Below are 18828 nucleotides of genomic sequence, written 5' to 3' on the forward strand. Positions count from 1 at the left end.
ATTACTCCAGCTCCTGATCTTTGGTGTATCGTTGTCGGCGATTAACGACATAGCAGCTTACGATTAACAGGATGAGCGACACACCCACGAGCAGTAAGCGGTTCAGCACAAAAGGTACCTCTCGCATGTCCAAATAGGTTGTATATAACGTAAAATAGCGTAATATTGCACCCGTCGTAATCGTATCAAGCAGCCACCAGGCAAAGCCTAGCGCCAGACCACCGTATAGCTTTTGGCTCAGCACCATCCCGAAGATCGTTATGGAGATCATGAACATCATCGCAGGCAGAGGCTGAATTAACAGCTCGATCTTTTGAACTGTATCTGTTATAGCTTCTCCTCCATCCCAAGGGTACGTTAGAGCTGTCATCTGTCCGAATCTTAGTACATACAAGGTCATCCAGCCTGCTTGGGCAATCAGCATAAGAATGATGGCCAGGCCCCATTTTCTCATCGTCATTGCAGTCAGACTCATCGGATAGGAAGCGATGGTTTCCATACTTCCGCCTCCCCATTCACGCTGAAAGAAGAGCATCGCAACCATCGTGCATAATAAGAAAGACAACGTCTCGTTATACTGCATTGGATTAGGTGCAGCCTCATGCTCAAAGGTTCGGAACAGGATCGTCCCGAGCAGCAGCAGATATATTGCGACAACCAGCCAGAATGATCCGCTGCGCATCCCCTTCAGCTCCATTCGCAGCCAAGATGTACAGCGATTACTCATCAGACATCACCTGGTCCCAGACCTTATTCCACTGCTGCGGTGTAATAAAATCAACTTCATTCGGCTTCACCGGCGGCACACTGAGATCCTGTTTATAAAAATGATGAAGCACCTGCTTCACTTGGTCAGTCTGTCCTGCTTGCATGGCTTGATCGACTTGGCTAATGATCTGAGCTGCCATATGATGAAGGTCACTGCTCAGCGCGTCATATCTCATCAAGTAGTAAGCCAGCATCGAGTTACTCATGGCCTCATGCTGCGGCTCATGCTCGTAATCGAGGTAATAGACATACCAGCAGATCATTCCAATCAGATGTCTGATATCAGCAGTCGTCTCAGTTAATTGATTGCGCTCGCTCAGGGTAGCCAAGAGCATATCTGCACCGGCTTGATCACCAAACATCAGAGCATTCATCCAATTTCTGGCCGTAAAAGCGTCATATGAAGAATTAAGATCATTATGAATATAGCTCGCATTGTGAATATCAGATAAGCTGCTCAGGTAGAGCGGATCACCATACATATACAACTGCTTGAATTGCGGTTGAAGACTGGGAAGCCATGATTTGAAATAGGCAAACTGTTCTTCCACCAAGGACATCACATGCTGTACAGAGCGCTGTGCAAAAGGGGTTGAGTACACTTTAAGAGGCACGATCTCACTTGTCATCTCCGAAAACGATGCTCCGATGGCTGTCAGAGGTGACGTCACACGCCCCGCAAATACCTGATCCTCGTCAGACGCTGCCAGATCCCCTGCTTCTGCCCTGCTCTTTAATTCCATCTTGTCCAGTGTCGTATACATCTCGTTCTTAAAATTGCGGAAAGTAACCCGCATATCTACAGGTTCAACCTGCAGCGTATTGGCAAGGAGTAAAGTTCGATCTTCTTCCGCTGCACCCACTCGGTATTCATAGATGCTTTGCGTGCCCGGTATAGGGTACCAGCCGATCATACCGCCCAGATACGTATTTTCCCCCGAACTGAAAGAGTAGTATACGTCAAAATTGCTATTTGAAGGGATTACAAGCTTTCCTTGGTAACGAATCACAATCTCATAGTCAGTCGGCTCGTTCGCATATTCTGGGACACGAACTGTTATCCAATCCCCTTCGCGATCATAGGAAGCAGGCTCATCATTGATATGAAGCTCTTTGATCGCAAAAGCACGATTCAGTGTAAACTTCAGCGCATCAGCCTCTCTATCCACTGCCTTTGCTTCCAGCCGCATCACTGCGAAGCCTTCAAGGATGTCCTGTTCCTTCTGAGTGATGGAGAGGTCATATGAGGAAATGGCAAAGATATTCTGATGCTCACCACCTGACTCACCTTCCATTTTTACATTAGGATCGTGCAGTATGGCCTGAATCTGGTCATTCTTCTCCGCCCATATGGACGAGTAGGGAATGAACGTCCCAGCGCACACCGCAAGTATGCACACAGCAGCAATCCAGGAATGGGACGTCCTTCGCACCGGACGCTTATAATTCAGAACAAGAATGGAAACCGCAAGTAAGAGCATGGCGAACATAAGAACAAACACTCTCGAAGCATTCCTCTCATCGGCAAACAATGCTACACTCCAGGTCTGATACCATTTCCCGCTTTCGATGAACAGTTGGCTCAGATGAAATGTCTTCAGCAGATGCCAGCCATAGCGCTCCAGTACAAAGATCTCCATGAAAAAGGTACCGAATATCCAGGCACAGAATCCGATCAAGTACACAGCCCGGTTACTGATGATGACACCAAGCAGCATCCCGAGAGCGGCCGTGACGGCATAGGACACTTCGTACTGTATAGCGAAATACTGCACGCGCGGCCAAACGATCGTCACCTCCAGACCACTGATCTGCCCTGCGATGAGCATACTTGCGGCAATAAGGATCGTGAATATCGTCAAGTAGCTGAGAATGGCAGCATACTTCGCTGTGAGCTGGACACCAGATGATATCGGATAGCTCTTCACCCAATCATATGCAGATTTTGCCAGATCCCGGCGTGCAAGCGTTATACCTAGGAAGATCGCCACACCAAGCGTCATCGTATGCCCGACCGATTGAATACGATCTATGCTGTAATACAGATTTTGCATTGGATTTTTAAAGTTGAAATACATCACCAGCCAAAAAAATGCAGCATACACCATTGGCAGAGACATGAGCATGGCCCTTCGGGACAATAAACGGCATTCCATCTCATATTGCTTCGCCCACTTATGCATGACGTTCTCTCCCAAGCAGAGCAAGGTAGCCATCTTCTAGTGTCGGCTTAACCGCCATTGCGGCTGGATGCGGAGCATCATCACTAATGATGCGGCAGGAGACTCCCTCTTCTAATCTTTGGGTCGATACGATCATCATGGGGTCGATGTGACGCAATTCCTCATCGTTCAGCACCGCCTGCCACACCTTGTCGTCACCAACATCAGCCAGATCGGATAATTCGCCGGATAAAACCAGCTGCCCTTTGGACAGTACGGCGATCTGCCTGCAATTACTCTCAATATCTGCAACGATATGCGTTGACAAGAGTACGATTCTCCCAACGCTGAACCGGGTGAGTATATTGCGAAATCGAACTCTTTCCTCTGGATCTAAACCAGCGGTTGGTTCATCAACGATCAGCATCTTAGGAGAACCCAACAGTGCCTGCGCAATCCCAAGGCGTTGCCTCATTCCGCCTGAATAGGTCCGTACCTTCTTGTCTGCCTTGTCGGTAAGATTCACCTGATCAAGTATGCACTCAATCTCCTCCTGACGGGTCTTTGAAGCGTGGATCCCTTTCATCACACCTACATAATCAAGAAACTCTCTGCCAGTAAGCTGTGGATACACACTGAAATGCTGCGGAAGATATCCAATCTGTCTGCGTACCTCCTCTGGCTGTGACAGCGGTACCCCGAAGATGCTTGCACTTCCTGATGTCGGTTTCTGTAATGTAGCCATAACTCTTAGAAAAGTCGTTTTGCCCGCACCGTTGGGTCCTAGCAGGCCTACCATGCCCTCGTTGAAGGTCAAGGTCACATCATCCAAAGCAAGATGTCCTTTATATGATTTGGTTAAATTCTGAGTCGTGATCATATGTTTCGTTGTACCCCATTCGTTATGGTATTTCCGCGCGGTTTCGATGCTGTAACGAGATGGTGCAAGAAAAAGTTTGGAACGCACAAAAAAATCTCCTCTCATTTTGTTACATGAGAAGAGATTTTATGAATTGGGAAATACTTTGTTATCCGCTAATGAACTAGTTGTCCGCATGCCATAAGCGACGTAGATAGGCTGCTGCATCATCTGCCTGCTCCGCGGTTACACCTTCCAGAGAGATATCGATATGAGGCTTATAGACTTTGAGAAGCTCAAAAAATAAAGGATAATCCAGTATTCCTTCGCCGGGTACAGGATTGTACTTCTTGCCGCTCACATCAAAAGCAACATCCTTCGCATGGATGGCAATCATTCGCTCGTACAGCTGATCAAACACATCTCGCAAAAATTCCGTCTGGTCCACGACATGCTCTACCTTGATGAGATTGCATGGGTCAAACAGCAGCCCGACGCTTGATGACGGAACCTCCTCGAACAAACGCTGCATATGCTCTCTCGTATGTAAGGTATGGACAGACACAGGCTCGATGGCCACGTGAACCCCCCATTTATCCGCTTCCTCAGCGAGCTCAAGCACCGATTCACGCAGCACCTGAAATCCCTGCTCCTCGTAGGAGGTCGGATGAGTCTCTTTGTACGTGGTTACACTTCCTGTTTCTGTGGCTACGATACTGCAGCCAAAATCACGAGCATAACGCAAATGCTCTTTGAAGCGTGCCAGCTCAGACTTTCTTACCGCAGCATCCGGATGGACCGGGTTAATATAACAGCCCAGCACCGCTATCCGTATGCCTTCCTTGTGGAATTGCTCCCCTACCCAATTGGCCAGACCCGGGCTCAGTTTACCATTTGAAGAATCGATATCCGACAGTGCCTTGGCCAGTGCGAGCTGAATCGATGTAAACCCGCTGCCTGCAATGCGAGCTGCCAGACTTGAAGTGGGCTGTTTACCAAACGTATGTGCCAAAACTCCCAGTTTCATGTTCTCGTAACCTCCTTCTTAAGTGAGCATTAACGAGCGAGCCAGCCTCCGTCTACATTCAGAACGTGTCCATTCAAATAATCTGAAGCGGAGGAAGCCAAAAATACCACTGGACCCTTTAGATCCTCCGGCGTTCCCCAGCGTCCAGCTGGAATCCGAGCTGTAATATCCTTGTAGCGGTTCTCATCGTCCCTGATCTGCTGAGTGTTGCTCGTCACCATGTATCCTGGAGCGATCGCATTGACCTGTATTCCTTTGCCTGCCCACTCGTTCGCCAGGGCTTTGGTTAAGCCTGCTACCGCATGCTTGCTCGCTGTATACCCAGGTACATTAATACCGCCTTGGTAAGACAGCATGGAAGCAATGCTGATAATCTTGCCGCTGCCGCGCTCAATCATATGTCTTCCAGCCAGCTGGCTTAAGAAAAATACAGTGTTCAGGTTAAGGTCGATGACATCATGCCAGTCCGAAGCTCCGTGATCCGCTGCCGGCGTACGGCGGATAATGCCCGCATTATTGACAAGGACATCGATTCTTCCCCGAAACTGAAGTGCCTGTTCGAAGATCGATGGAAGCTCTTCTTCTTTGCTCAGATCAGCCTGAATTCCCACTGCCTTACGGCCCAGCTGCTCAATCGCCTGCACCGTTTCTGTTGGCATGGAATGAGAAACGGCAATGATATCGGCACCTGCTTCTGCAAGACCGATGGCCATGCCTTGACCTAACCCACCGGAGGTACCGGTAACCAGCGCTACTTTACCACTGAGATCAAAACTGTTCATACTCCTCTATGCCTCCCGCTAATTATCAATCTTTACTCCCATGCTTTCATATGGAGTCTTCATTTCATCCGTAAGCGCTTTGTCACTGATAATCACATCGACCTCTTGGCAGGCTGCAAAAGTACGCAGCGCAAATCGACCGAATTTGTAATGATCCACTACAGCATAGACATGCTGGGCCGTTTGGATCAGTGCCTTTTTGAGAGGAACAAGATCACCCGTGTATATAGAAAAACCGAATTCAGGATGCAGAGCCGTCGTCGAAATAAACGCCTTGTGGATGTTCAAGCTGGATATAAACTGCTCCGTCTCATCACTAACCAGCATATTTCTGACCCTGGACCCGCCTGGCACCACCAGCCGAATCTGATCCTTACGGGTCAGCTCGGAAATGATGAACAGATCATTGGTGATAACCGTCAGCGGAATATTCTCCAGCAGTCGTGCCATCTCAAGTGTCGTGCTTCCTCCATCCAAGGCAATGACATCATACGGCTCAATGTAAGTCATGGCCCGCTCTGCAATTTCGATCTTCTCGGGATTGTGCTTCTCCAGCGCACCCATACTGGTCAGAATGCCATATTGATCATTCTGGGCCAGCATGGCTCCCCCATGCACCCGCACGAGGAGACCCATGCTCTCCAGCTTGTCCAGATCCTCCCTGATGGTCTTTCCAGTCACTTCAAGGAGCTCACTTAACTCATTCACTGTCACTTCCTGCTTGGCAATGAGCAGCTCCATTATTTTTTCATGTCGTTTCATTGAGTTCATATTTCATTCAACTTTCTCTGTTATTTCAGCTCCGTCATCTTCACGCCGTCCATATCATCAAAGGTTTGATTCTCTCCTGCCATAGCCCAGCAGAACGTGTAATTGCTCGTTCCTACACCGCTATGAATCGACCAGCTCGGCGAAATTACAGCCTGACCCTGACGGACAACCAGATGTCTCGTTTCTTCAGGCTCACCCATCATATGGAATACAACGCCATCCTCCGGAAGATTAAAGTACAAGTACACTTCAGAACGGCGATTGTGCGTATGCGCAGGCATCGTATTCCACATGTTGCCCGGATCAAGCTCTGTGATCCCCATAACCAGCTGACAGCTCTTGATTCCGCCTTCATGAATGTATTTATAAATGGTTCTTTCATTCGAGGTTTGAATACTGCCTAAGTGAGCCGGTGTAGCTTCCTGCTGTGTTGCCTTCGTCGTCGGGTAAGCATGATGGGCAGGGGTGGATACAAAATAAAACTGCGGCGCTTCTCCTGAGCCTGAATGGAAGATCACTTCCTTCACACCTAGGCCGATATACAGACATTCCTTACTTCCAATCTCATACCGTACCCCATCGGCAGATACCGTTCCATGACCACCGATGTTAATGATACCGATTTCACGACGAGCCAGGAAAAAGTCCGTCCCAATATCCTTCAAATTCACTTCCAGCTTGATATCTTGGGACTCTGGAACCGCAGATCCTACGATATAGCGATCCACATGAGAATATACGGTAACAAGTTCATCTTTAGCAAATAAGTGATCAATCAAAAATTCCTCACGTAGACGGCTGGTATCATAGTTCTTCACTTCATTGGGATGAGCAGCGTAACGGTTTTGCATCTGATATCAATCCTTTCGTATGCATAGTTTATTTGGAAGAAAGTTCATATAGGTTTATTTTAGTTTATTTAAGTCGATTTGTGTACCCTTTATCAATGAAAAAATAAAACTACATAAAAAAAGCGACCCCACTTAGGATCGCTTACCATTCTAATTTTGAATTAATTAGTAGCTGCTGTCAGAACGCTCGCCTTTTGCAATCGCAACGCCGCCGCTAGTTCCAATACGGGTAGCTCCCGCTTGAATCATCGTTAATGCATCCTCGCTGCTGCGCACCCCTCCAGAGGCTTTGACGCCTACGTCAGGCCCCACCGTCTTGCGCATGAGAGCGATATCTTCCTTCGTCGCTCCACCTGTAGAGAAGCCCGTGGAAGTCTTCACATAGTCAGCACCAGCTTGTACAGCCAGCTCACACGCACGTACCTTCTCTTCATCCGTTAAGAGGCAGGTCTCAATAATGACTTTGGTCAGTGCTTTGCCTTTAGCTGCGTTGACGACCGCCGCGATGTCCTCGCGAACGTAATCATCATTGCCATCTTTAAGCGCACTGATGTTAATCACCATGTCCACTTCGGTAGCTCCATTGTTAATAGCATCTGTTGTTTCGTAAGCTTTTACCGCAGAAGTTGTTGCGCCTAGAGGAAAACCGATAACCGTGCACACTTTAACCTCAGGTGTGTCTTTCAGCACTTCATAAGCAGTCGCTACAAATGCAGGATTGACACATACGGATGCAAACCCGTAAGTCTTCGCTTCCTCTGCCAGTTTGATAACATCCTCTTTGCGGGCATCCGCCTTAAGCAGTGTATGATCAACCAAAGGAGAAATCGCTGTTTGATTCATTTTTATCGTCCTCACTATTTGTTTTATTCTGTTGCTCCATATCTAATCATACCAATACTAATTAGGTTTGCAAAGGCAGGCCAGATCTATTCATGTGCATGACCAAAAAAGAGCACCTTGCTCGATGGTTAGAAAGGCAAGGTGCTCATTCATTATAGATTAGCTTGCTAAGACACGTTTTCTTATCAGGATCAGTGAGCCACTTGGTTGTTCATCATGATCCAGATCGAGCCTACAACGATTGTAAGCACGAGCAGGATACCCAGAATCAGACCCATAACGTTCCACTTCGGCTTACCTGCTTCTCCATCACGAATGTGCATGAAGAATAGGAGCTGTACCCCAAACTGCAGTACCGCCATGATCAAAATGATAACCATGTTTACGGTTCTACTGAACATGTCATTCAGAACGACAACAAGCGGAATGATGGTCAGGATAATCGAGATGACATATCCAATGGTGTAAGATTTAAGTGATCCATGCTCCTCATGAGATTCATGTGCATGATTATGCTGTTCCGCCATCTTACATCACCCCCATCAGATAGACGATCGTAAGGAGGAAGATCCAAACGACGTCCAAAAAGTGCCAGAATAAGCTTAAGTTCATTACTTTACCACGAATCTCAGGAGTAATTCCGCGCTTCTTCAATTGGAGAAGCAGACCGAACATCCAGAACAGACCAAACGTTACGTGAGCGCCGTGAGTACCAACCAAAGTATAGAAGGCACCGGTGAAGGCACTCGTAGTAATCAGAGCTCCGTGGTGAACCATTTCAGTGAACTCGTAAATTTCAAGACCCAAGAATGTCAGACCCAGTACAGCTGTAACAATCAGCCAGATCGTGAGTCCCTTCTTATCTCCGCGGTTCATTGCAAGAATAGCAAGTCCGCTCGTGAAGCTGCTCGTCAACAGGACGAATGTGTTGATAATAATGATCGTCATGTTAAACAGATCCGGCCCTTCTGGTCCGCCTGCCGTATTATCCTTCAACACGATATAGGTTGCAAAGAATACAGAAAACAGAATCAAGTCAGAGATTAGAAATAGCCAGAATCCTAAAGTCTTTAGTTCCTGTGGATCATGATGACCATGGTCGTGACCGTGATCATCATGATGATTATTTACTGCTGTGTGTGCCATTATACCGACCCCCTCAAGGCTGCTTCGGTACGTCTAACTTCTTCAGCCGGGATGTAGTAATCCGTGTCGTACTGGAACGAGCGTGCAAACAGAGTTGCAACCACGCCAAGCAGTCCAGGGATATACATCCACCACCAATCCCATACAAACCCAAAGCCTGCGATAAAGAAGAAGACAGACATCACGAATGGAACACCTGTGTTTTTCGGCATATGAATTGGCTCATATGATGGCTCAGCTGTTTGCGTTTGATGAGCGCCCGTAGCTTTACGTTGTTTATCCTCCCAAAATTGATCGACAGAATCGACTTTTGGAACGAAAGCAAAGTTATATTCAGGTACCGGAGAAGGAATAGACCATTCGAGTGTACGAGCATCCCATGGATCCGCTCCGACCTTGTTTTCTTTGTATTTTCGAATACCATCTGCAATTTGCAAGAGCTGGAACAGGAAGCCGGCACCCATTAGGAATGCCCCGACTGAAGATACCACGTTCAGCGTTGCCCAGCCTGTATCCCATCCGTACGTGTACAGACGGCGAGTCATACCCATTAGTCCAAGTGCATATTGCGGCATAAATGTGATATAGAAACCAATGTTCCATGTCCAGAATGCCCAATGTCCCCAGCGGTTCGGCAAGTTGAATCCGAACAGCTTCGGCCACCAGTAGTACATACCAGCAAAGTAACCGAATACGACACCACCGATCAGAACCTGGTGGAAGTGAGCGATCAAGAAGTAACTGTTATGAAACTGGAAGTCAGCCGGCGCAACGGACAGCATAACACCTGTCATCCCCCCGATAATAAAGCACGGCAGGAATGCAATGGTCCACATCATTGGAAGCGTAAAACGAATTCGTCCGCGATACATGGTAAACAGCCAGTTGAAGACCTTGACACCCGTAGGTATCGAAATCAACATCGTCGTTATCGCGAAGAATGCATTGACATCGGCGCCTGATCCCATCGTGAAGAAGTGATGGACCCAAGTGAAGAAGGACAGTACGCTGATGATCAGCATTGCAAATACCATCGATTTATATCCAAACAATCTCTTTCTAGAGAAAGTCGCCACGATTTCGGAGAAGATACCGAAAGCTGGCAAGACAACGATATAAACCTCTGGGTGACCCCACATCCAGATGAGGTTGATATACATCATCGGGTTACCCCCGAGATCCAGCGTGAAGAAATGCGTTCCTGCGAAACGATCCATGAAGAGCAAGAACAAAGTAACCGTCAGGATCGGGAATGCAAACAAAATAATAATGTTGGTAGCAAATACGGACCAGGTAAACATCGGCATTTTCATCCAAGTCATACCTGGAGCACGCATCTTGATAATCGTTACAAGGAAGTTAATCCCTGTGGCGAGGGAACCGATACCGGATATCTGTATCCCCCATATATAGAAGTTCTGTCCTACCCCCGGGCTAAATTCAAGCCCTGATAAAGGTGGATAACTGAGCCATCCGGCTGCAGGTGAACCCCCGATTACGAATGAAAGGTTAAACAGCATTGCACCTAGGAAGAACAGCCAGAAGCTGACAGCATTCAGATAAGGGAAGGCGACATCTCGCGCCCCGATCTGAAGAGGTACAACCACATTAAACAGACCGAACATAAATGGCATTGCCATAAACAAAATCATGATCGTTCCGTGCGTAGTAAAGACTTGGTTATAGTGATCCGCATGTAAGAATTCCATACCTGGTAAAGCCAGCTGGAATCTCATCATAAGCGCGTCCACGCCACCGCGGAACATCATTAGAATCGCGGCCAAGATGTACATGATACCGATTTTTTTGTGGTCAACGGTCGTCAACCAGTTTTTCCAGAGCCAGCCCCATTTTTTAAAATAAGTGAGTCCGACGACGATCGCAAGTGATGCTAGGCCGATAGATACCTGTGCCCCTAAAATAAGGGGATCGCCTGTTACCAAAAACTCTGTCGTCAGGAACTCCCACAAATCACTTAACATGAATGAAGGGCCTCCTTTCGAGCTAATGTTTATTCGTGCGTTGTTTCAGCAGATTCTTTTTTATCCACTACGTATTTAGTAACGATATCGTTAAACAGTCCTTCAGGGAATGCTGAGAAATATTGAACTTCCTCAACACTTGGATCAGAGAGCTGATCATAGCCTTCAGCCGTAAGCGGCTGAGAGTTCAGCTTCACTTCATTAATCCAGTTGTTGTAGTCTTCCTCGGAAACCGCATTTACATCAAATTTCATATCTGTGTAATGCTCTCCAGAGAAGTTAGCCCCTGAACCCATGAAGGTTCCCTGGTCATCGGCTTGAAGATGAAGCACCATAGCCATACCCGACATCGTGTACATTTGTCCGCCAAGTTCCGGAATCCAGAACGAGTTCATCGGTGCATCCGAAGTCAGCTCGAAACGAATTGGTGTATCTTCAGGAATCGTCAGTGTATTTACAGTCGCTACATTCGAATCCGGGTACATAAACAACCATTTCCAGTCCAGGGAGGTTACTTGAATCGTAATCGGCTCCTTATCAGACACGAGCGGTTTCGAAGGCTCTGTTGCATACGTATAGCGCACAGTGACTGCACCAAGTACGATAATGATTAGAATAGGAAGTCCCCACCATATCGCCTCGGCAACTGTGCTGTGCGCCCAGTTCGGTGAATATTTCGCTTTGTTTCCAGGTGTGTCACGGTATTTCCATACAATAACACCGACGAGTATTAATGTAGGTACAATGATGATCGCACACAAAATGGTTGATATTATGATCAAATCCCTTTGTGCCTCGCCGATCGGTCCACTTGGATCGAGTACAACGTATTTTCCGTTCTCATCTGCAAACAGTGACCATATCATAACGCCCAAGGTAACGAGCGTAATCACTACTGCAAGAATGATTTTGGAAAGCGATCTAGGTTTTTTATCCATCTTGATCCCCTCTCCTTTAATGCGCAATTACAAACGATGCTATTATCTTCCCCCTAAAGATATCAGAAATTCATGACAATAAAACGGGTGTTAACAAATTTGTCGAATTTGATCACAAATTTTGTGAATTTTTTCTCACAAATGATCTATTTCCTTGCATTCCGCAACAAAAAGAGCCTTTGCCACTCAAACCATTTGGGTTTGTCGGCTAAGGCTCTTTACCAAATATACAGCTGTTTGAAACAGTCATTTCCCTCTCCCTCGTATGTCTCACTTTATTGATCTTCGGTCTCTTGATCTTTTCTATGGAGATCGAGAAGACCCATTGCTTTTCCTATAAAGTAAATGTAGACACTACCCACCAAAAAGCCTATGCCTACCATAATTCCCATGTTGCTGTTCGTCAGTGCATGCAGATTAAACAAACAGATGACTACGCCCGTAATTAAGGCTACCCAGGCCATCACTGTCATCATGAACACCATGCGTACAGCTCGATCATCCTTCTCTCGGGCAGCGCTGACACGTGCTGGTTTGTTCACAATCATCGTAAGTCAACTCCTTCTAAATTTTGTAAGTGCTTACTACATTTAATATATCACACTTCAACAAGAATTGTTCACTATTTGTTCAAAATTTAGTCAAAAATTTTTCATTATTTTTGAAATTAAAGGTCATTAACCTTATTTTTACAATCCATAACTGGAATTTATTCATTGACACTTCACATTTCTGACTTATTTTCTGACCGTTTTGCTGGCAGGTACATCCTATCTCAAGTAAAATTAACCTTCATTTGCATATCTACTTATGTAATGTTGGATGACTCGTAAACCGTGAAAAAAGAAAAACCGCCACAGTTAAAAACTGCGGCGGTTTAACCTGAAAAATCAACTTTATATCAGCACTATTTTATTATACAGGTCTCGTTTCGAGCCAGTTGTTTCTGATCACATTCTGATACCAGTAGAAGCTCTCTTTAGGCGTTCTTACCAGTGAGCGATAATCCACATGAACAAGTCCGAATCTCATGCGATAACCCTCTGCCCACTCGAAATTATCCATCATGGACCAAGCCATGTACCCTTTAACTTGTATGCCATCGGTTATAGCGCGGTGGATTTGTGCGATATGCTGCTGCAAATATGAAATACGGCGGAAGTCTTTTACCTGTCCGTTCTCCACTTCGTCATTGATGCATGCGCCATTTTCGGTAATGTAAATATCGATGTTTCCGTACTTCTGCAAATGATGCAGTGCTTCATACAACCCACGGGATTCAACCGGCCAGCCGATATCGGTTTGGACGAGTCCCATATCGACCTGTTCAAATCCGAGTACACCGGCATCCGGATTGTAACGATCAACACTCATTGTATAGTAGTTGATTCCAAGGTGATCAATCGGCTGAGATATCATCTCCATGTCTCCTGGTTTAACGTCTACCTTAGCACCTGCTTGTTCAAACCAGTCAACCATAAATGGAGGATATTCCCCCTTGAAGACCGGATCAAGGAACCAATCCGCAAACCATGCAATATGGCGTTCGCTTGCTGCTTTATCCGCATCAGACTTGCTGTAAGGAACGGCCCACTCCATATTTGGAGCGATACCGATCTTGCCATCTATACCCAGCTCACGGAACTTCTTAACGGATTTGCCATGTGCCAGCAGAAGACCATGACCCACATTCAGCGCGGTCTGCAGATCTCGATTGCCTGGTGCATGTGCACCCAACAGATTGGACAGAAAGGCGATGCACCATGGCTCATTAAATGTAAGCCAGCTCTTGATCTTACCATTAAACTCACGGTATATGATCTCTGAGAACTTCACAAAAGCATCCACCGTTCTGCTGCTCTCCCAGCCCCCAGCATCTTGAAGGGTTTGAGGCAAGTCCCAGTGATACAAGGTACAGAACGGTTCAATGCCATTCTCAAGCAATTTGTCTACGAAGCGGTGATAATAATCAAGACCGGCTTGGTTGATCTCCCCATCCCCATCTGGAAGAATACGAGACCAAGATACCGAGAACCGGTAGCTCTGAATACCAAGCTGCTTCATTAGTTCAATATCTTCTTCATAACGATGATAGCTGTCGCACGCGATATCGCCGTTATCTCCATTAAATACTTTACCTGGTGTTTTAGCGAAGGTATCCCAGATGGACGGCCCTCTGCCGTCTTCTGCAGCCGCTCCCTCGATCTGATACGCAGCTGTAGCCGTACCCCATTTGAAATCTTTAGGAAATTGAAAAATTGTCATTTAGAGCTCCCCCAATAATTCAGATTACTAAAACGTTTTCGATTAAAACAAAAAATGAAAGTTAACTGATTAGAATTCAATTAACCCCTTGAATGAAAGTGCTTACACATATTCATAAAAATTATAGTTCATATTCACCCTAAGGTCAATGATAGAACTCTTGATTACAGTAAAAAAAGAAGAGGAGATTATGAGCTAATCTCCTCTTCGCGAGGTACTACATTATTTTTTAATTATAATTACAGGTCTTGCCCAGTCCACAATTCAACACGAGCCTTAACCCACTCTGTATACTGTTGTTCCATCTCTACAGCTCCTGCTTTATCAAGCTCTTGCAGCATGGTGTCGTAGATTTGGTCGAATTTATCCGGAGTAGATACAATCGCTTCAGGAATACGTTTCTGGATAATGTCTTGTGTCTTCTGGAAGGTTACTTCGTAATCCGTTCCAGATGGTACTGGCATATTATAAGCTGCGCCCCACTCTTTAACTGGGAAGTCCTCTTCGGATGGGAACAGATCCTTCCAAGTGTCTACGCCATATCCAGCCAGTGTTTCCTTCTCAGCTTCGTTGTAGTTCTTAACAATCTCCTCAGGGAAGTTTGTTGTGTAGTAGTTGCCGGATGGATCCTTCACACCGTCACCATAGTGTGCACTGAATGCAGTGTAAAGGCCAATTCCTGTTTCTTTTGTAAAGTTTGCATTGTCATTGCTCTTACGATCTTGTACTTCAGCAGGGATCTTACGAACACCGTCTTCTACAACATAATGCTCGCCTTCAACTCCCCAGTTATTAAGAACTTGAGCTTCATCAGAAGCAAGCCAGTCAAGGAACTTGATTGTGCGTACAGGATCTTCGTTACTTACTGTAATACCAATACCATAAGCATCCAGACCGATATCCTGGAAGTCAGCACGCTTGTAAGTCTCATCAAGACTTACAGGATAATGACCGTATGTCTCTTCGAACTTACCTGCAGATTTCAGTGCGTTCTCCGCATCGCCATATGCCCATCCTTGATCAATCAGACCAAGTACTCGACCACTCGCAATTTTTGCTTTGTATTGGTCATCTTTTTGAATGAAGCTGTCTTTATCTAGAAGACCTTCATTGTACATTTTATTCAACCAGCGGAAATATTCTTTCTCTTCTGGGCGTTTGTAATGAAGCATGGCTTCATAAGTTTCTGGGTTGATGTAGTATTCGCCATCGTCAGGAGCACCTGTTGCGGCAAATGCCGGGTTTGTAACCGTAATCATGATTCTCCAGCCGTCTGCACTAAGTGTAAGTGGAATGGTTGGCTGTCCATCTTCGGTTGTTGGATGCTTCGCGTAGTACTCGCGCAGCGCGTTTTCGAAATCTTCGAGTGTCTTAATCTCTGGGTATCCAAGCTCTTTAACGACTTTGTGCTGAAGGTTGAAGCCGCCGCCTGCATCAAAGTAAGTTTGACCTACACCTGCATTCGTTGGGATTGCGTAAATAGCAGGGTCTTCGTTGCTGTATTTCAGTCGGTCCATTTGACCTTCATATAGCTTCTTCAAGTTAGGTGCATGTTCCTCAATCAAATCGGTCATGTCAATCATTGCACCTGCGTCAACCAGCTTAGACAAGTTACCTTTAGGGAAAATCAGGTCAGGATAATCTCCACTCGCTGCCATAAGAGCGATCTTGTCGTTACCGCCGCCGCTGGAAATATCATATTCCGCATTAATTGTAACGCCTGTTTCTTCAATAATTTTCTGACCAACAGCATCTTGCATCTTGTTCCAGTTCGGACTTGCATCCGCACCGAAGAAAGTTAATGTAATTGGCTCAGTAGAGTCCGAAGTAGCTTCTGTTCCTGTGCCTGAACCCTCATTTGTATTTCCGCAGGCAGCAGTAAACAACATTGTGCTTGCAAGCAGCAACATAGCGATTGTCTTTGGCGCTTTGTGCTTCATTTGCTGTAATCCCCCTTAAAAAAATCTTTTATATGCATAACAGGTTGCCCTGTATATACCGATAATGAAAAAGAACGAAATAACATGAATTATTAAATATTACAAATAAAGCGCTTAAGTAAAACCGAAAAAGGATTGAGAAGCTAATAATTGTGTAGCTAGTGAGGAAAAAAGTTTAATAATTGAGTTTAATCTAAGTTGAGGAGAACGTTTTCGAAACTAGGTAATGTAAGTGCTTTCAATATATTCATTGTATAAAATTCCCCTCAATAAGTCAATCTATTTTTTTCTATTAATAATAACTTTTTTCGAACGATATCTGTATGTATTTTGTTCAGCTGACCCATATCAAAAACTTGAATTTTAACGTCATTCTTCAGTCGATCCAACCACGCATCCTACCCAAATATGCCGATATGCTGCCATGAATCTATGGTTGCACAGATTATTAAACGTTTTCGGTTAATTCTTCCTTCATTTCATTAATATTCGATTACTTTATATGTAAATTAAATTAGAATATCGGCTTTAATGTAATTTTTTCATAAAAATAGGATAAAGAGACTTTTATAGTCTATAAAAGTCTCTTTATCCTTAACAACTGTGCATCTTTTTAGGCAGATTATTCTGTTGCTGCGTTACTTCCGTTCCACAGCTCTACTCTTTGCTTAATCAGCTCAGTATACTCCGCTTCCATTTCAGTTACGCCAGCTTTGTCCAGCTCAGTCAGCATGGTTTCGTACACAGCATCAAACTTGTCTGGTGTAGTCAAGATCGCTTCTGGGATACGTTTTCTAATAATATCCTGAGATTTCTGGAACGCTACGCTGTAGCTCGATCCGGATGGTACGGCCATATTATAAGCAGCACCCCATGGTTTTACAGGGAACTCATCCTCTTTAGGGAACAGATCCTTGTAAGTCTCAGCTCCGTATTGCTCCAGCGTTTTCTTGTCTGCTTCAGAGTAGGAAGCGACGATTTGCTCTGGATAGTTAGCTGTATAGTAGTTATCTGTAGAATCCTTCACGCCGTCACCATAGTGTGGTGCAATGTTCGTGTACAAGTTGATACCTGTTTCTTTCTGGAACGGTCCAGCATTGTTGTTCTTCTCATTCAGCACTTCTTCTGGAATAACACGTTGGCCGTTCTCATCTACGTTGTAATGCTCGCCTTCGATACCCCAGTTAATCAGAATTTGTCCTTCTTCAGAAGCCAAATAGTCGAAGAACTTAATTGTACGTACCGGATCTGGGTTCGTTGTAGAAATACCTACTCCCCATCCAGATTGGAATCCTGTATCCTGGAACGTATGATCCAAGATGTCCTCAGACATGGTTACAGGGAAAGTCGCATATGTTTGATCGTATTTGCCTTGTGTTTTGAGAGAGTTCTCTGCATCCGCATAACCCCACTCTTGGTCAATCAGACCAAGCACACGGCCACTTGCAATTTTGGATTTGTATTGATCTGATTTTTGTACAAAGCTTTCTTTATCAATCAAACCTTCGTTATACAGCTTGTTCAGCCAACGGAAGTATTCTTTTTCCTCAGGACGTTTAACGTGCAGCATCGCTTCAAAAGTGTCTGGATTGATGAAATATTCACCGTCGTCATGAGCGCCTGTTGCCCAGAAAGCCGGGTTTGTTACTGTAATTTGAATTCTCCAGTCGTCTGCATCCAATGTCAATGGAATCGTAGGTTGTCCATCTGTTGTCGGATGAAGCTTCATGTAGTCCTTCAAAGCTTTCTCGAAATCTTCTGTTGTACGGATTTCAGGGTATCCCAGCTCTTCAAGTACACGGTGCTGCAGCTTGAATCCACCTGTTGCATCGAAATACTGTTGTCCTACACCTGCATAGGTTGGGAGTACATAAATGGACTCATCTTCAGTGCTATACTTCAAACGATCCCAGTACTCTCCATACAATGCCTTAATGTTAGGCGCATATTCCTCAATAAGATCTGTCAGGTCGATCAAGGCACCTGCATCAACAAGCTTATTGACTTCACCCTTGGCAGAAATGATGTCTGGATACTCACCGCTTGCTGCCATAAGTGCAACCCGGTCTTGTCCTCCACCGGTTACAGCAAACTCACCATTCAGCGTTACCCCTGTAGCTTCTGTAATTTTCTTACCCACCGCATCTTGCATTTGATTCCAGTTTGGTGAAGCATCTGCACTAAAGAAATCAAATGTAATTGGTGAAGTATCATTACTTGTATCCTCATATTCACCACTGCCGTTGCTTCCGCCGCCGCATCCTGCCGCCAGAAGAGACATTCCAAGTAAAGGTACAATTGCAAATTTCGTTGTTTTGCTAGGCATATCAAAGTTCCTCCCCAATGAATTACGCAATATCTTTTTGATCCAATCCAACAAGTTTTATTTGTCTCTATCTCTATCTCTATTTTCTCTAATTTTTGATAAAACGGAATCAATTTCATAGCGACTCAAGGTAATTATGAAATTGATTCACGAATGGTATCACTTACG

At 45.3% G+C, this 18828-nt stretch carries 16 protein-coding genes; all 16 read right to left on the reverse strand.

Annotated elements, in window-relative coordinates; translation table 11 throughout:
- Nucleotide 1 precedes the first annotated feature (1 nt).
- Nucleotides 2–727: a hypothetical protein gene (locus PUW25_RS21600; RefSeq protein ID WP_047913715.1), complete on the reverse strand. Its 726-nt coding sequence runs from the start codon at nt 725–727 to the stop codon at nt 2–4.
- Entirely contained in the window at nt 720–2951 is a 2232-nt protein-coding gene (locus tag PUW25_RS21605) for an ABC-2 family transporter permease (RefSeq protein ID WP_047913714.1), read from the reverse strand. Before PUW25_RS21605 ends, PUW25_RS21600 begins: the two co-directional genes overlap by 8 nt.
- A complete protein-coding gene (locus tag PUW25_RS21610) occupies nt 2944–3897 on the reverse strand; it encodes an ABC transporter ATP-binding protein (protein ID WP_338000038.1) in 954 nt (317 codons plus the stop codon). Before PUW25_RS21610 ends, PUW25_RS21605 begins: the two co-directional genes overlap by 8 nt.
- Nucleotides 3898–3973: 76 nt before the next feature.
- Nucleotides 3974–4816, reverse strand: coding sequence for a sugar phosphate isomerase/epimerase family protein (locus tag PUW25_RS21615; RefSeq protein ID WP_047913713.1), 843 nt, complete (start codon nt 4814–4816; stop codon nt 3974–3976).
- Between the two features lie 29 nt (nt 4817–4845).
- The gene (gene kduD / locus PUW25_RS21620; protein ID WP_047913712.1) at nt 4846–5598 is read right to left on the reverse strand and encodes a 2-dehydro-3-deoxy-D-gluconate 5-dehydrogenase KduD; all 753 of its coding nucleotides are present in this window, start codon (nt 5596–5598) and stop codon (nt 4846–4848) included.
- A gap of 18 nt (nt 5599–5616) precedes the next feature.
- The gene (locus PUW25_RS21625; protein WP_047913711.1) at nt 5617–6369 is read right to left on the reverse strand and encodes a DeoR/GlpR family DNA-binding transcription regulator; all 753 of its coding nucleotides are present in this window, start codon (nt 6367–6369) and stop codon (nt 5617–5619) included.
- A 20-nt stretch (nt 6370–6389) separates the two neighbouring features.
- Nucleotides 6390–7220 (reverse strand): 5-dehydro-4-deoxy-D-glucuronate isomerase, encoded by an 831-nt coding sequence (gene kduI / locus PUW25_RS21630; RefSeq protein ID WP_047913710.1) that lies wholly within the window; start codon nt 7218–7220, stop codon nt 6390–6392.
- Nucleotides 7221–7385: 165 nt separating this feature from the next.
- Nucleotides 7386–8063 (reverse strand): deoxyribose-phosphate aldolase, encoded by a 678-nt coding sequence (deoC, locus tag PUW25_RS21635; RefSeq protein WP_047913709.1) that lies wholly within the window; start codon nt 8061–8063, stop codon nt 7386–7388.
- A gap of 191 nt (nt 8064–8254) precedes the next feature.
- Nucleotides 8255–8590, reverse strand: a complete 336-nt coding sequence (gene cyoD, locus PUW25_RS21640) for a cytochrome o ubiquinol oxidase subunit IV (protein ID WP_047913708.1) — start codon at nt 8588–8590, stop codon at nt 8255–8257.
- Between the two features lies 1 nt (nt 8591).
- The gene (locus PUW25_RS21645) at nt 8592–9209 is read right to left on the reverse strand and encodes a cytochrome (ubi)quinol oxidase subunit III (protein WP_047913707.1); all 618 of its coding nucleotides are present in this window, start codon (nt 9207–9209) and stop codon (nt 8592–8594) included.
- Complete coding sequence (locus tag PUW25_RS21650; protein ID WP_047913706.1) at nt 9209–11191, reverse strand: cbb3-type cytochrome c oxidase subunit I; 1983 nt, start codon at nt 11189–11191, stop codon at nt 9209–9211. The genes PUW25_RS21645 and PUW25_RS21650 overlap by 1 nt, the downstream gene beginning before the upstream one ends.
- Before the next feature lie 29 nt (nt 11192–11220).
- Nucleotides 11221–12129, reverse strand: coding sequence for a COX aromatic rich motif-containing protein (locus tag PUW25_RS21655; protein WP_047913705.1), 909 nt, complete (start codon nt 12127–12129; stop codon nt 11221–11223).
- Nucleotides 12130–12404: 275 nt separating this feature from the next.
- Nucleotides 12405–12677 carry a hypothetical protein gene (locus PUW25_RS21660; RefSeq protein ID WP_047913704.1) on the reverse strand — a complete coding sequence of 91 codons (273 nt, stop codon included), beginning with the start codon at nt 12675–12677 and terminating at the stop codon, nt 12405–12407.
- Between the two features lie 367 nt (nt 12678–13044).
- Nucleotides 13045–14394, reverse strand: a complete 1350-nt coding sequence (locus PUW25_RS21665; protein ID WP_047913703.1) for a GH1 family beta-glucosidase — start codon at nt 14392–14394, stop codon at nt 13045–13047.
- A 239-nt stretch (nt 14395–14633) separates the two neighbouring features.
- On the reverse strand, nt 14634–16334 hold the full coding sequence (locus PUW25_RS21670; RefSeq protein WP_274337502.1) for an ABC transporter substrate-binding protein: 1701 nt from the start codon (nt 16332–16334) through the stop codon (nt 14634–14636).
- A 622-nt stretch (nt 16335–16956) separates the two neighbouring features.
- Nucleotides 16957–18660 carry an ABC transporter substrate-binding protein gene (locus PUW25_RS21675; protein ID WP_274337503.1) on the reverse strand — a complete coding sequence of 568 codons (1704 nt, stop codon included), beginning with the start codon at nt 18658–18660 and terminating at the stop codon, nt 16957–16959.
- Nucleotides 18661–18828 lie beyond the last annotated feature (168 nt).

Origin of the sequence: Paenibacillus urinalis, from assembly GCF_028747985.1 — a bacterium.
Lineage (GTDB): Bacteria > Bacillota > Bacilli > Paenibacillales > Paenibacillaceae > Paenibacillus > Paenibacillus urinalis.

Bases quoted from the DNA above. Each gene is read 5' to 3' on its own strand.
- PUW25_RS21615 (WP_047913713.1), bottom strand. From the start codon at position 4,816: ATGAAACTGGGAGTTTTGGCACATACGTTTGGTAAACAGCCCACTTCA.
- PUW25_RS21645 (WP_047913707.1), bottom strand. From the start codon at position 9,209: ATGGCACACACAGCAGTAAATAATCATCATGATGATCACGGTCACGAC.
- kduD (WP_047913712.1), bottom strand. From the start codon at position 5,598: ATGAACAGTTTTGATCTCAGTGGTAAAGTAGCGCTGGTTACCGGTACC.
- deoC (WP_047913709.1), bottom strand. From the start codon at position 8,063: ATGAATCAAACAGCGATTTCTCCTTTGGTTGATCATACACTGCTTAAG.
- PUW25_RS21665 (WP_047913703.1), bottom strand. From the start codon at position 14,394: ATGACAATTTTTCAATTTCCTAAAGATTTCAAATGGGGTACGGCTACA.
- cyoD (WP_047913708.1), bottom strand. From the start codon at position 8,590: ATGGCGGAACAGCATAATCATGCACATGAATCTCATGAGGAGCATGGA.
- PUW25_RS21625 (WP_047913711.1), bottom strand. From the start codon at position 6,369: ATGAACTCAATGAAACGACATGAAAAAATAATGGAGCTGCTCATTGCC.
- PUW25_RS21605 (WP_047913714.1), bottom strand. From the start codon at position 2,951: ATGCATAAGTGGGCGAAGCAATATGAGATGGAATGCCGTTTATTGTCC.
- kduI (WP_047913710.1), bottom strand. From the start codon at position 7,220: ATGCAAAACCGTTACGCTGCTCATCCCAATGAAGTGAAGAACTATGAT.
- PUW25_RS21600 (WP_047913715.1), bottom strand. From the start codon at position 727: ATGAGTAATCGCTGTACATCTTGGCTGCGAATGGAGCTGAAGGGGATG.
- PUW25_RS21675 (WP_274337503.1), bottom strand. From the start codon at position 18,660: ATGCCTAGCAAAACAACGAAATTTGCAATTGTACCTTTACTTGGAATG.
- PUW25_RS21660 (WP_047913704.1), bottom strand. From the start codon at position 12,677: ATGATTGTGAACAAACCAGCACGTGTCAGCGCTGCCCGAGAGAAGGAT.
- PUW25_RS21670 (WP_274337502.1), bottom strand. From the start codon at position 16,334: ATGAAGCACAAAGCGCCAAAGACAATCGCTATGTTGCTGCTTGCAAGC.
- PUW25_RS21650 (WP_047913706.1), bottom strand. From the start codon at position 11,191: ATGTTAAGTGATTTGTGGGAGTTCCTGACGACAGAGTTTTTGGTAACA.
- PUW25_RS21655 (WP_047913705.1), bottom strand. From the start codon at position 12,129: ATGGATAAAAAACCTAGATCGCTTTCCAAAATCATTCTTGCAGTAGTG.